The 12,736-nt window shown below is 71.0% G+C and carries 15 protein-coding genes; 9 read left to right on the top strand and 6 right to left on the bottom strand.

The window, feature by feature from the left end; genetic code table 11:
* Nucleotides 1–166: 166 nt before the first annotated feature.
* From ASG17_RS00675 to hemE, 3 genes are read right to left on the bottom strand one after another with little or no spacing between them, the layout of a single operon-like run.
* Nucleotides 167–631 carry a CopD family protein gene (locus ASG17_RS00675; protein ID WP_056098030.1) on the bottom strand — a complete coding sequence of 155 codons (465 nt, stop codon included), beginning with the start codon at nucleotides 629–631 and terminating at the stop codon, nucleotides 167–169.
* Entirely contained in the window at nucleotides 628–1,683 is a 1,056-nt protein-coding gene (gene hemH, locus ASG17_RS00670; protein WP_056098029.1) for a ferrochelatase, read from the bottom strand. Before hemH ends, ASG17_RS00675 begins: the two co-directional genes overlap by 4 nt.
* Nucleotides 1,684–1,686: 3 nt before the next feature.
* Nucleotides 1,687–2,724, bottom strand: coding sequence for a uroporphyrinogen decarboxylase (gene hemE, locus ASG17_RS00665; RefSeq protein WP_056098027.1), 1,038 nt, complete (start codon nucleotides 2,722–2,724; stop codon nucleotides 1,687–1,689).
* A 546-nt stretch (nucleotides 2,725–3,270) separates the two neighbouring features.
* Between hemE and ASG17_RS00660 the strand changes: the two genes are divergently transcribed.
* Genes ASG17_RS00660 through dnaQ form a run of 5 tightly spaced genes read left to right on the top strand, consistent with a single transcriptional unit; the run spans nucleotide 3,271 to nucleotide 6,884 of the window.
* Nucleotides 3,271–4,131 (top strand): pyruvate, water dikinase regulatory protein, encoded by an 861-nt coding sequence (locus tag ASG17_RS00660; RefSeq protein ID WP_056098025.1) that lies wholly within the window; start codon nucleotides 3,271–3,273, stop codon nucleotides 4,129–4,131.
* On the top strand, nucleotides 4,125–4,730 hold the full coding sequence (locus ASG17_RS00655; protein WP_156367679.1) for a Maf family protein: 606 nt from the start codon (nucleotides 4,125–4,127) through the stop codon (nucleotides 4,728–4,730). The genes ASG17_RS00660 and ASG17_RS00655 overlap by 7 nt, the downstream gene beginning before the upstream one ends.
* Nucleotides 4,727–5,521, top strand: coding sequence for a shikimate dehydrogenase (locus ASG17_RS00650; RefSeq protein ID WP_056098023.1), 795 nt, complete (start codon nucleotides 4,727–4,729; stop codon nucleotides 5,519–5,521). The genes ASG17_RS00655 and ASG17_RS00650 overlap by 4 nt, the downstream gene beginning before the upstream one ends.
* 7 nt (nucleotides 5,522–5,528) lie before the next feature.
* A complete protein-coding gene (coaE, locus tag ASG17_RS00645; protein ID WP_056098021.1) occupies nucleotides 5,529–6,161 on the top strand; it encodes a dephospho-CoA kinase in 633 nt (210 codons plus the stop codon).
* Nucleotides 6,162–6,167: 6 nt separating this feature from the next.
* Complete coding sequence (gene dnaQ / locus ASG17_RS00640; protein WP_056098019.1) at nucleotides 6,168–6,884, top strand: DNA polymerase III subunit epsilon; 717 nt, start codon at nucleotides 6,168–6,170, stop codon at nucleotides 6,882–6,884.
* 137 nt (nucleotides 6,885–7,021) lie between these two features.
* Here the strand turns inward: dnaQ and secB are convergent, their stop codons facing one another.
* Nucleotides 7,022–7,528, bottom strand: coding sequence for a protein-export chaperone SecB (gene secB / locus ASG17_RS00635; protein WP_056098017.1), 507 nt, complete (start codon nucleotides 7,526–7,528; stop codon nucleotides 7,022–7,024).
* Nucleotides 7,529–7,701: 173 nt separating this feature from the next.
* Here secB and timA point away from each other — a divergent pair, with 173 nt between their 5' ends.
* Together timA and ASG17_RS00625 are read left to right on the top strand one after the other, a co-directional pair.
* Nucleotides 7,702–8,322: a TIM44-related membrane protein TimA gene (gene timA / locus ASG17_RS00630; RefSeq protein WP_056098015.1), complete on the top strand. Its 621-nt coding sequence runs from the start codon at nucleotides 7,702–7,704 to the stop codon at nucleotides 8,320–8,322.
* Entirely contained in the window at nucleotides 8,319–9,413 is a 1,095-nt protein-coding gene (locus ASG17_RS00625) for an MltA domain-containing protein (RefSeq protein ID WP_056098013.1), read from the top strand. The genes timA and ASG17_RS00625 overlap by 4 nt, the downstream gene beginning before the upstream one ends.
* On the opposite strand, the gene ASG17_RS00620 is transcribed toward ASG17_RS00625, so the two are convergent.
* The gene (locus ASG17_RS00620) at nucleotides 9,410–10,534 is read right to left on the bottom strand and encodes a DNA cytosine methyltransferase (protein WP_056098012.1); all 1,125 of its coding nucleotides are present in this window, start codon (nucleotides 10,532–10,534) and stop codon (nucleotides 9,410–9,412) included. The genes ASG17_RS00625 and ASG17_RS00620 overlap by 4 nt on opposite strands.
* Before the next feature lie 82 nt (nucleotides 10,535–10,616).
* On the opposite strand from ASG17_RS00620, the gene ASG17_RS00615 reads away from it, so the two are divergent.
* Nucleotides 10,617–11,054: a COG3650 family protein gene (locus ASG17_RS00615; protein ID WP_056098010.1), complete on the top strand. Its 438-nt coding sequence runs from the start codon at nucleotides 10,617–10,619 to the stop codon at nucleotides 11,052–11,054.
* 9 nt (nucleotides 11,055–11,063) lie between these two features.
* Here ASG17_RS00615 and ASG17_RS00610 read toward each other — a convergent pair whose 3' ends face one another.
* Entirely contained in the window at nucleotides 11,064–11,477 is a 414-nt protein-coding gene (locus tag ASG17_RS00610) for a hypothetical protein (protein WP_056098008.1), read from the bottom strand.
* Between the two features lie 78 nt (nucleotides 11,478–11,555).
* Between ASG17_RS00610 and ASG17_RS00605 the strand changes: the two genes are divergently transcribed.
* Entirely contained in the window at nucleotides 11,556–12,713 is a 1,158-nt protein-coding gene (locus tag ASG17_RS00605) for an acyltransferase (RefSeq protein WP_056098006.1), read from the top strand.
* The last annotated feature ends 23 nt before the right edge of the window (nucleotides 12,714–12,736 follow it).

Here is a 12,736-nt window from a genome sequence, read left to right as displayed (position 1 = left end):
CAGACCACGGAGCGGGGGTTCAGGTCAAGGTCTCCCTCCCCTTCATGGGGAGGGACAGCGGCGAAGCCGCAGGGTGGGGTTCGAGAGGGCATCCAGTCGGCGCTCTGAGGCTCCCCACCCGTCTGGCGCTGCGCGCCAGCCACCCTCCCCATGAAGGGGAGGGAGACTAGAACCGCCACTCCGTCGTGACCGACAGCACCATGACGATAGCCAGCAGGAAGGGCGCCTCGTTGGTCATGCGCCAAAACTTGCTGGTGCGAACCGAGGTCCCGGCGACGATGCGCTTGCCCTCCGCCGTCAGATAACCGTGCCAGCCGCTGAGCAGGAAAACCCCCAGCAGCTTGGTCAGCATCCAGGGCTCGGCCAGAAAGCTCCAGCCGCGCGCCGAGACGTCGATGTGGATCAGCCACAGGCCGAAGATCCACGCCATCCCCATGGCCGGGTTGAGGATGATCTTCAGCAGCCGCCCCTGCCAGGTCCGCAGCAGGGTCCGCATCTCGGTGCGCAGGGGCTCGGGCTTGGCGGCCTGTTCGGCGTCGTAGGCATAGAGGCGCGGCAGGAAGAGCAGGCCCGCCATCCAGGCGATCACGGCCAGGATGTGCAGGCCCCGCGCGACGTCATAGGCGCTCATGCGGCCACGCCTTGCTGACACAGATGGGGACAGGCCTTCCAGGCCTTGCGGCAGCCCGGGCCATGCGGCGCGGCGCCGGTGCGCGGCAGGGCCTCGACGACGGCCTGCGCCAGATCGTCGATGAAGACCGCCGTCGGTCCCACCGCCGGGACCCGCAGATAGGGCTGGGCGCCCAGATCGCGCGCCAGGTGGCCGTATTCGATGTCCAGTTCGACCAGGGTCTCGATATGCTCGGAGACGAAGGCGATCGGGGTGATGACCACGCCCAGGCCGTCCTTGCCGGCGGCCTCGATCGCCTCGGGCGTCGAGGGACCCAGCCATTTCATCGGCCCGACGCGGCTCTGGTAGCAGAGGGCGTGATCGACGCTGACGCCCATCGCCGCCAGCCGGGCCGTGACGGCCGCGACCGTGGCCTCGACCTGGGCCTGATAAGGATCGCCCTTGCTCTCGACCAGCTTCTCCGGGATGCCGTGGGCCGAGAACAGCAGGCGAACCGGCTGATCGCCAGCCGACTTTAGGGTGGCGCGGATGGCCTGGGCCTGGGCCTCGATCCAGCCCGCGCCTTCCGGATAGCAGCAGACCGTTCGGCTGACGCCCGACCCGGCGTAGGTCTCGTTCCAGGCCTTGAGCGACGACTGGGTCGTGGTGGTCGAGAACTGGGGATAGAGCGGCAGCAGCACCACCTCGTCCGGTCCGAAGGCGGCGACGTCTGTCGCGGTCTCCTCGGTCAGCGGCGACCAGTAGCGCATGGCGATGAAGGTCTGGACCTCGTCGCCCGGCAGGCGCGCCGCCAGCGCCGTCCGCAGCGCCTCGGCCTGGACCTTCGTTTCCGGCAGCAGGGGGGATCCGCCGCCCGCGTCCATCATGGCGTAGTTGGCCTGGGCGCTCTTTTCCCGGCGGCTGGAGATCAGCCTGGCCAGCGGCGTCCGCGCCCAGCCGGGCAGGCCGATGATCGCCTGGTCGTTGAAAAGGTTGAACAGGAACGGCTTCACATCGGCCGCCGTATCCGGCCCGCCGAGGTTGAACAGAACGACCGCGATCCGTCTCGACATCGTCTAGTCCTGCGCCCCGATGCGCCGCAGCACCTGCTCGACGTGGCTGATCGGCACGTCCGGCAGGATGCCGTGACCCAGGTTGAACACCCACGGCCCCTGCCCCCAGGCCTCCATTAGCTGATCGACCCGGCGGTCCAGCGCCGCGCCGCCCGCGCGCAGCAGCAGCGGATCGAGCGCGCCCTGGATCGGCTTGATCGCCTGGACGCGCTTGCCGACTTCCAGCGGACAGGCCGTGTCCAGCCCGACCGCGTCAATCGGCACCTCGGCCGCATAGCGCTCGGCCAAGGCAGCCGAGCCTCTGGGGAAACCGATCAGCGGCACGGTGACGCCCAGCTCCCGTGTCCGGGCGACCAGCGCCTTGTGCGGCGCCAGCACCAGGCGCTCGAACAGGTCGTCGGGCATGCCCTCGGCCCAGCTTTCGAAGATCTGCAGCGCCTGGGCCCCCGCGTCGGCCTGCATCTTCAGATACCGGGCGCTGGCCTCGACCAGCACATCCAGCGTCGCATCGACCCGCTTGGGATCGGCATAGGCGTAGGTTCGCGCCTGGGCCCGCTCGCCCTTGCCGATGGTCCGGTGCTCGCCGTCCAGCATGTATGTGGCGACCGTCCAGGGGGCGCCGCAGAAACCGATCAGGGCCTTCTCGGGCGTCAACTGCTCGCGAACCAGGCTGAGCGACCGGCCGACGGCGCCGAGATGATCGCCCGCGCCGGCCGCCAGCTCGGCCATGTGACCCGGCGACGGCATGGCCCCAAGGCGCGGCCCCTCCCCCGCCTCGAACCAGACCTCCTGGCCCAGGGCCTGGGGGATCAGCAGGATGTCGGCGAAGATGATGGCCGCGTCGAAGCCGAACCGGCGCAGCGGCTGCAGGGTCGCCTCGGCCGCCATCTCGGGGTTCAGGCAGAAGGCGATGAAGTCGGGCGCCTCGGCGCGGAGAGCCCGGTACTCGGGCAGGTAACGCCCCGCCTGGCGCATGAACCAGACCGGCGGACGCTCCAGGGTCTCGCCGCGCAGGGCTCTCAGGAAGACGGGATCGCTCATCGGCTGGCGTTTAGAGCCAAATCGCGCCGGAAGCGACCGTCTGGACGCCGTCTTCGATCGGAAATCTCCGGGGCTGGACGGTCCCACCCTTCTCCTGTTCAAACTTGAATTGAGAAGAATGGAGGAAGGCAGAAGGGGGCGGGACGACGGGGATCGTTCGTTCGCTCACGGCGCGAATCCGGCCCCGATCCACAGACGGAGGCGACCCGCATGGCGGCCACGCAGCGCCCTGTGAGCCCCGGGGATAACCCTTAACAGAACCTTAACACGCGGGCCTGAGGGGCTGACGTCCCCTGGGGATCGCGCAGCCCGGCGTTAGGACTTTGTTAACCGTCCCCAAGTCTCCCGTCGACGGCCGGCGCCCCGTGGACAGTCGGTCGCCCGATCGGCCGTTTCCTCCCGCGTCGTCCCCGCTCGCGACCGGCGCCGGGTCGGGCTATAGGGTTCGGCGCCCAGGCCGGACCGATCCGTCCTCGCCTCGAGGGCCGTTCGATCCACAGGGTCATCCCCCGATGTCGGTCACGCCGCGATCATGAGCCCCGTTCGATGAGCCCAGCCCGTTCCGCCCGCCTGGCGACCTATTTTCACGTCCACCTGGTGTCCGATTCCACCGGCGAGACGCTGAACGCCATGGCCAAGGCCGTCGCCGCCCGCTTCGAGGGCGTCATCCCGATCGAGCATATCTACGCCCTGGTCCGCTCGGACCGGCAGATGGAACGGGTGCTGGAGGAAATCTCCGCCGCGCCCGGCGTCGTGCTGCACACCCTGGTCGACCGCAGCCTTCGAACCCAGCTTGAAGACGGCTGTCGCCGGCTGGACATGCCCCAGATCGGGGCGCTGGACCCGCTGGAAGGGGCGCTCAGCCGCTATCTGGGGGCCGCGCTCAGCACGCGAGTCGGCGCCCAGCACGCGCTGGACCACGACTATTTCAATCGGATCGCGGCGCTGGACTTCGCCATGGCCCATGACGACGGCCAGGGCACGGCCGATCAGCTGGAAGGGGCCGACGTCGTTCTCTGCGGCGTGTCGCGCACGTCCAAGACCCCGACCTGCATCTATCTGGCGCATCGGGGCGTGCGGGCGGCCAATGTGCCGCTGGTGCCCGGCCAGGAGGACGGCGAGCGGCTGACCACCTTGCGCAACCCGCTGGTCATCGGCCTGACCGTGTCGCCCGAGCGGCTGGTGGCGATCCGCAAGAACCGGCTGGAAGGCCTGGGTGCGGGGGGCACGTCGTCCTACGTCGACCACGACGCGGTGCGCGACGAGACGGTCAAGGCGCGGCGCGCCTTCGAACGGCGCGGCTGGCCGACCATCGACGTCACGCGCCGCTCGGTCGAAGAGACGGCGGCGGCCATCATCAACCTGTTGAGCGAGCGTCGGTCGCATCGCGTGGGGACCAGCTGGTGAGCCGCCAGAACGACCGACTGATCCTCGCCTCGGGCAGCAGCGCCCGGCGCGCGGTGCTGGACGGCGCCGGCGTGCCCTTCACCGCCCGGCCGTCATCGGTCGACGAGGCGGCGCTGAAGCCGACCCTGGCGCATCTGTCACCCGCCGATCTGGCCTTGGCCCTGGCCGAGGCCAAGGCGCTGGACGTTTCGCGCGCGGAACCCGACGCCTGGGTCCTGGGCGCCGACCAGACGCTGGAGCTGGAAGGCGGCTCGATGGACAAGGCCGAAGACCTCGCCGAGGGCCGCGCGCGACTGGCGGCGATGGCCGGCCGGACCCATAGCCTGCACGCCGGCCTGGCCCTGGCGAAGGGCGGCCAGGTGATCTGGACCCATCTGGGCCGCGCCGACCTGACCATGCGGCCGCTCTCGGACGCCTTCCTCGACGCCTATATGGCCGACGAGGGCCCGCAGGCCCTGTCCAGCGTGGGCGTCTATCGGCTGGAGGGGCCGGGCGCGCAGTTGTTCGAGCGGGTCGAGGGCGACTATTTCACCATCCTAGGCTTGCCGCTGTGGCCCCTGCTGGCCGAACTGCGCCGCATCGGGATCATCGGCACATGAAAGCGGGCGTCACAGGCTGGCCGATCGCCCACTCGCTCAGCCCCCTGTTGCACACCGCCTGGCTGGAGGCGGCGGGGCTGGACGCGACCTACGACGCGCTGCCGGCCGAGACCGAGGCCGACTTCGACACCCTGGTCGCGCGCGGCCGGTCCGGGGGTCTGCGCGGCTTCAACATCACCGCGCCGTGGAAGGAGCGCGCCTTGGCCGCCGCCGACACGGTCAGCGACACAGCGCGTAGGGCCGGGTCGGTCAATCTGCTGGTCTTCGAGGACGGCCACGCCGTCGGCGACAGCACCGACGGGCTGGGTCTGGTGGGCGCCCTGGCGGAACAGGCGCCGGCTCTCGATCTGACGGGCCGCCCGGCGGTGGTGCTGGGGGCAGGCGGCGCGTCGCGGGCGGCGGTGGTCGCCCTGATCGACGCAGGCGCGCAGGTCCGCATCGTCAACCGCAGCCGGGACCGCGCCGAGGCCCTGGTCGCCGAGCTCGGCGGCGTGGTGATGGAGGCCTATGAGGCGCTTCAGGGCGCGGCGTTGGTGGTCAATGCGCTGAGCGTGCGGCCCGACGTGGATCTGAGCCTGCTGCCGGACGACGCAGCGGTCATGGACATGACCTATCGCCCGCTGGAGACCCCCTTACTGGCCGCCGCCCGTGAGCGCGGTCTGATCGGCGTGGATGGTCTGGCCATGCTGATCGGTCAGGCGCGGCCGTCGTTTCAGGCGCTGTTCGGCATGGCGCCGCCCCTGGTCGATGTGCGGGCGAAGGCGCTCGCGCATTTGGGAGAGGCCGGATGATCGTCCAATGATTATTCTGGGCCTGACCGGCTCCATCGGCATGGGCAAGTCGACGACGGCCGAGATGTTCGCCGAGGCCGGCGCCCTGGTCTGGAATGCGGACGAGGCCGTGCACCGGCTCTACGCGCCCGGCGGCGCGGCGGTCGGGCCGGTGGGCGACGCCTTCCCCGGCGTCGTTGTGGACGGGGCCGTGGACCGCGCCCGGCTGGCCGAGGCGCTGGGCCGCGACGATCAGGCGTTCAAACGACTGGAGGCCGTCGTCCACCCGCTGGTCGCCGCAGGCCGGCTGGCTGACCTGGCCGCAACGAAGGCGCAGGGCGTCCGCCTGGTCGTGCTGGACATCCCCCTGCTCTACGAGACCGGCGGCGCGGCCATGGTGGACGCCGTGGTGGTGGTAACGGCGCCGGCCGAGGTCCAGCGCGCGCGCGTTCTGGCTCGCCCCGGCATGACGGCCGAGCGGTTCGAGGCCATCCTGGCCCGCCAGGTCCCGGACGCGGAAAAGCGGCGCCGCGCGGACTTCATCATCGACACCGGCCGGGGCCTCGAGGCCGCTCGTCAACAGGTCCGGGCCATCATGGACAGAGTTCTGACGCCGGGATGGTCCCGCGGTCTTTCGGACGGCGGCGAACCGATCCATTAAGGCGTCATGGCGCGCGAGATCGTTCTGGACACGGAAACCACCGGCTTCGACCCCAAGACGGGCGACCGTCTGATCGAGGTCGGCTGCATCGAGATCGAGGATCTGTTGCCCACGGGTCGGATGTTCCACCGTCTGGTCAATCCGGAGCGGTCGATCCCGGCGGACGCCATCCGGGTCCACGGCATCACCGACGACAAGGTGGCGAATGCACCGAAGTTCGCCGAGATCGTGCCCGATCTGATGGAATTCATCGGCGACGCCCCGCTGATTGCGCACAACGCCAACTTCGACCGGAACTTCGTCGATTTCGAGCTGAACCGCTGCGGGGCGCCGATCACCGACGAGCGGCGCTGGATCGATACGCTGCAGCTGGCCCAGAAGAAGTTTCCGGGCATGGCCAACTCGCTGGACGCCCTGTGCAAGCGGTTCAAGATCTCGCTGGTCGAGCGCACCCTGCACGGCGCCCTGATCGACGCCCGCCTGCTGGCCGAAGTCTATCTGGAGCTGCGGGGCGGCAAGGAACGGGCGCTGGACCTGACCGCCGCACGCGGGCCGATCGTGGTCGCCGCCGCCGGCGTTTCGGCCTACCCGCCGCGTCCCCGTCCTCTGGCCCCCGCCTCGACCGAGGCCGAACGCGCCGCGCACGCGGCCTTCCTCAAGGCCGAGCTGAAGGACCTCTCGCTGTGGGAAGCCTACGGGCTGGACGTGGCCGAGGCGGCGTAGAATTTTCCTCCCCATGCAATGGGGAGGGGAACCCCGAAGGGGTGGAGGGGCCGTGCCGGAGCGCGGCGCTCGAGGTGCCCCTCCGTCGCGCTACGCGCGCCACCTCCCCATCGGGGATGGGGAGGAGAAGGTCTGGCTTACGCCTGGCCCGAACCGGCGGTCCCGCCGATCTGCTGCTTGCGCTGGGCGTAGATGCTGGCGAAGTCGATCGGGTCCAGCATGAAGGGCGGGTAGAAGCCGCCGTCCGCCGTGGCCCGGCTGATGATCTCGCGGGCGTAGGGGAAGAGGTAGCGCGGGCATTCGGTCAGCAGCAGCGGCTCGATGTCATGCTCCTGCACGCCCTGCAGCGCGAACAGACCGCCGTAGACCAGCTCGACCGCGAACACGGCGTTCTGATCGGTCGTCGCCTTGATCGACAGCTTCAGATCGACTTCGAACAGGCCGTCCGGACGGCCCTGGGCGTTCATCTCGACGCCCAGGTCGATGGCCGGCTTGGCCTCGACGCGCAGGCTTTCGGGCGCGCGCGGGTTCTCGAACGACAGGTCGCGGACGTACTGGGCCAGGATGCGGAAGCCGGGCGCGGCCACCTGGGCGTTGACCTCGGCTCCGGTCGGGGCGGTCGGGGCGGGTGCGGCGTCGGTCATGGGAAAATCTGGAATGGTGTCAGCGGACGCGCTCGGGCGCGCCCCGGAAGGCGCGGCGACTAACACGGCGGGGCCATTGGCCGCAACGCCGGGCAGGCGAGCGGCCTTGCGCAGGCCCAAGTCAGCACCTAATCCCAAGGTCCCGCGCGCTCGCGCGACCCAGGAAGCCCTACGTGCCGGTACCGTTCCAGATCGTCGTCTTCGCCCTGATCGCGGCCTTCGTGCTGTTCCAGCTGTACAATGTGCTGGGCCGCAAGGTCGGCCGCCAGCCCGGCGACGAGGCCAAGGCCGCCCCGATCCCGTCGACGCCGGAGGCCGCCGCCCAGCGGCCGACCATCACGGACGCCGCGACCCTGGCCGCCGTTGCCGACCTGAAGGCGCGCGACCCGGCGTTCGACCCCCAGCGGTTCCTGGACGGCGCCCGCACCGCCTATGAATCCATCGTCCGCAGCTATGCCGCCGGCGACCGCGCCGCGCTGAAGCCCCTGCTGACGCCGTCGGTGCTGGAGAGCTTCGAGGCCGGCATCACGGCGCGCGAGACCCGCGGCGAAACCGAGACGGTCGAGTTCCTGCATCCGCCGCGCGCCGATATCGAAACCGCCACGGCCGAGGGCGACAAGGCGATCGCCAAGGTCCGCTTCCTGGCCGAGCTGCGCAGCCGCATCGCGCCTGATGGCGGCGGCGAGCCGCAGGTGGAGGAACGCCGGACCGCCGAACACTGGACCTTCCAGCGGACCCTGGGCGCGGCCGATCCCAACTGGGTGCTGGCGCGGGTCGAGCCCGCCTCGGCGTGAGATTTTCCGGCCTCGCGGTCGGACTGGTCCTCGGCGCGGCCCTGGCCGGGTGCGCCACCCCGCCCGCGCCCGCGCCGGTCCCGCCGCCGGACACGGCGCCCGGCCCCGTCTCGCCGCCTGATCCCGATGAACCGGTCCTGCCTCCGACCGGGCCGCACACCCTGCCCGGATGGAGCCAGGAGGATCACCTGGCGGCCTTCATGGCCTATGTCGAAGGCTGCGGCGTGGCCCGCGAGGCGGCGGCCGTCGCCCGCTGCAACGAGGCGCGGCTGATCCAGCAGACGTCCAAGCCGGTGACCCCGACCCGCGCCCGCGACTTCTTCGAGCGCGGTTTCGACGTGGTGGCGGCCGAGACCGCGGACGGCCGGCCCGGCATGCTGACGAGCTATTTCGCGCCCGAATACACCGCCCGCCATGCGCCCGGAGGCGACTATGACGCGCCGATCCTGGGCCGCCCGAGCGCGCGGGACACGCGGCCGCGTGTCGAGATCGAGGCCGATCCGGGCGCCGCCGAAATCCTGGGCTGGATGCGGACCGAGGACCTGTTCTTCCTGCAGATCCAGGGCTCGGGCTATCTGGACTTCGGCGACGGCGAGCATCAGCGGGCCGCCTATGCGGGCGACAACGGCCAGCCGTTCCGGGGAATCGCACGGCAGATGGCCGACCAGGGCCTGCTGCCGCCGAACGGGACCTCGGGCGAGGCGATCCGCGCCTGGCTGGATGCGCACCGGGGGCCGCAGGCCAAGGCGGTGACGGCGCTGAACCCGCGCTACATCTTCTTCCGGTTGGACCCGGACGACGGCGGCCAGCCGGCGGGGGCGGCGGGCGTGCCGCTGACGCCGCGCCGCGCCATCGCAGTCGATCCGGCCAGCTGGCGTTATGGCGACTTGGTCTGGGTCGAGGCGGACGGCGCGACCCTGCCGGGCGCCCGGCGCGGCTACCAGGGCCTGGTCATGGCGCTGGACACCGGCTCGGCCATCCGCGGCCCGGTCCGCGCCGATCTCTACATGGGCCGGGGCGCCGAGGCGGGCGAGGAGGCCGGATCGGTGCGCCACCCCCTGCGGATGTGGCGTCTGGTCCCCAGGCCCTAGGCGGCCGCGCGGGCGCCGGTCAGCGCCGGGGCCAGCAGGCGTTCCGCCAGCGCCCGCACCACGGGCACGGCCACCGCATCGCCCATCAGCTTCAGCCCGGCGCTCTGGCTCTTCGGCAGCACGTAGTCCTCGGAGCAGCCCATCAGGCGCGCGGCCTCGCGGGCCGTCAGGCGGCGCAGGCGCGGGCCGTCCGGGCCGGGCGCGACGACGAACTGGCGCGACGATCCGCCCGCCGGCGTGCGCAGGCATCCGGCCAAGCCGTCGAACCGCGCCTCCAGCCGCTGGTGCTTGACCCCGTGCTCGGTGCGGATGCGCAGGAAGGCCGCGCCGGGCGTCGTCGCCGCCTCGATCCGCGCGCGGTGCAGCGGTGCGGCCAGATCGAGCAGGCGGGCCGAGGCGTCCGCGTCCAGCCAGTCGGCGTCCGGCTCCAGCAGGGCGGCCAGATCGGCGTTGCGCCGTGGCGGCGCGTCGAGCGACCACCAGGCCCAGGCGTCACGGACGGCTGGCGGCAAGGCGGCGTGGGCGGCGACCAGCCGGTCGCTGTGGAAGGGCAGGGCAGGGGCTGTCCGCTCCTGTCCTTCGGCGCCCCGCAAGCCGACGATGAACAGACGCGGCCGTGACTGCGGCAGCCACAGGGCCGCGTCGATCTCCAGCGCGCCGACGCGGAAACCGGCCTCGGCCATCGCCGTACAGACGGCGGCGAAGTCGCGGCCTTGGTTGGAGCTGAGCAGGCCGGCGACGTTCTCGATGACGATCGCGCGCGGGCCGCGGCCCTCGGCGTCCAGCGCCTGTATCAGTCGCCAGAAGCCCCAGAAGGCCCCGGACCGCACGCCCTCCAGCCCCTTGCGCGCGCCGGCCAGGCTCAGATCCTGGCAGGGAGAGGAGGCCCAGCACAGGTCGGGGCGGCCGGGCAGGTCGGCGGCGGACAGCCCCCAGACGTCGCCCTCGACCATCGGCGTCCCGGAATGGTTCGCGCGGAAGGCGCGCGCCTTGGCGGCGTCGAAGTCGTTGGCGAAGGTGGAGCGGAAGCCGCCGGCCTGAAGCCCAAGACCCGCCAGACCGCCGCCCGCGAAGAACTCGAAGGCGGTCAGGCTGGGCCGGGCGTGCGGGCGAATCGGCATGAGGGGATCATAGCGCCCGGCGCCGCCTTGACGACGCCCCGCCTGAAGGGTCCTGATCGGGACCGTGTTTCCGGAGAGTCCGATGATCAAGCGCCTGACCCCGCTGGCCCTCATCCTGACGGTCGCCGCCTGTTCCGAGCCGACGCCCGCACCCGAGCCGCCGGCTCCGGCGCCCGCGCCCGTCCTGGGCGGGGTCCAGCTGGATCAGCCGATCCGGGCGCTGGGGACCGAGCCCTTCTGGGGTGTGGACATCAGGCCGGGGGGCCTGACCTATTCCGGCGTGGACCGGCCCGAGCAAACGGCGCCGAACCCCGGCGCGGTGGTCCAGGGCACGGTGGCGACGTACACGGCCACGACGACCGCCGGGACGGCGCTGGTCGTCACTCTGATGGCGACCGAATGTTCGGACGGAATGAGCGACCGGACCTATCCGCTGACGGCCCGGGTCGATATCGGCGGCGAGGCGCTGAACGGCTGCGCCATCCAGAGCGCGGCGCTGGCGGCGATGCCGCCGGCCTAGTCGCCGAGCCTAGTCGGCGCCCATCAGCTTGCCGACGCCCGGGATGGTCTTCAGGGCGTCGCCGACAAAGTCGTGGCCGGTCTTGAACTCGACCGCCCGGCGCGTGGCCTTCAGCGTCCGGGACAGGGTGTCGCGGTCGACGCCGTCCTTCTTGAGCGCATCGGCGGCGCCCATGGCCTCGCTGATGGCCGGGCCCGACAGGCCCGCCGCGCCGCGCATGAGGCCGGAGAACAGACCGCCGCTCGACTTCTGCGGTCCGGCGGCCGGCGACCGGGCCAGGGCTTCGGAGCCCGGCACCGCGTCGTAGAGGCGCCGCGCCGCTTCCGGCGCCGCGTGGCGGTCAACCAGACCCAGGGCGAACGTCAGGATCCGGGTCACCGTATCGGCGTCCAGTCCAGACCGGATACAGGCGATCTTTATCAAGCCTGCAATCGGAAGTTGAGTCTCGCTCATCGTCTCGCCTTAAAGCTTCTGAAAGCGCATCTGGTGCAGATAGGCCGCATGACCCCGGTTGAAACACCCCAGGACCTGCGTTCACTGACCGCGCTCCGCTTCATGGCCGCAGCTTGGGTCGCCGTCTACGCCTTTTGGCCGGATTTGAGCGGCGGAGGCGCCGCAGGACAGATTTCGCCGGGTCTTGCGGCCAAGGGGTACTTGGGCGTCGAGCTGTTCTTCGTCCTGTCCGGCTTCATCCTCAGCCACGTCTATCTGGCGGCGGCCGGCGAGAAGCGGTTTTCCTACAAGGGCTTTCTCTGGGCCAGAATCGCGCGGGTCTATCCGCTCCATCTGTTCACCCTGACGGCGGTGGGCGTGCTGGGCGTCGCAGCGACGGCGGCCGGCATGGCCATCGACGCCAATATCCTCAGCTGGTCGTCGCTGCCGGCCAATCTTTTGATGGTGCACGCCTGGGGCTTCGCGCCGACGGCCGGTTGGAACCACCCGTCGTGGTCGATCTCGGCGGAATGGTTCGCCTATCTGACGTTCCCTGCCTTCGCCTTCGTCGCCTGGAGGCTGCGGGCGCGGCCATGGGCGGCCGTGACGGCGGCGGTCGCGGTGCTGGGCGGCCTATACTGGATCTTCCCGCAGCTGACGGGCTTCGCCCTGACCGAGGCGACCATCCGCTGGGGCGCGCTTCGCATCGTGCCGTGCTTCGCCCTGGGCTGCGCCCTCTATCTCGTCTACCGCGCCCGGCCTCTGAGACATCCGGGGCTGTGCGCCGGGGTGTTCGCCTGCCTGATGCTGGCCAGCGCTGCCTTCGGCCTGTGGGACGCGATAACGGTGGTGATGGCGGGCGGCCTGATCCTGGCGCTGTCCTGCCTGCCCAACGCCCGCGCCGGCGTGCTGGCGTCGGCCCCGGCCGTCTATCTGGGGGAGGTCAGCTACTCGGTCTATATGGTGCTGACGCCCTACAAGCTGGTGGCCGTGAACCTGGCTAAGAAGGCGCTGGGGCTGGGCGATGCGGGCCTGCCGCCCGTGGTCTGGCTGGTGGTGCTGGTGGGCCTCGTCCCCGCCGCCATGGTCTCGTATCACTTGGTCGAGAAGCCCGCCCGTCGCTGGCTGCGAGGCCTTGCCGATGCGCGTGCGAAGCGAACGGGTGCGTCAACGCAGCGCACCAATTCGCGAGAGACGCGTCTTCAACCGCCCGGCCCTATCGTTTAACCCTGACCGTCTTCGGGGCAGGT

The sequence above is a fragment of the Brevundimonas sp. Leaf363 genome, from assembly GCF_001424025.1.
Taxonomy (GTDB): Bacteria; Pseudomonadota; Alphaproteobacteria; order Caulobacterales; family Caulobacteraceae; genus Brevundimonas.
This window is presented reverse-complemented; position numbering and strand designations above follow the sequence as displayed.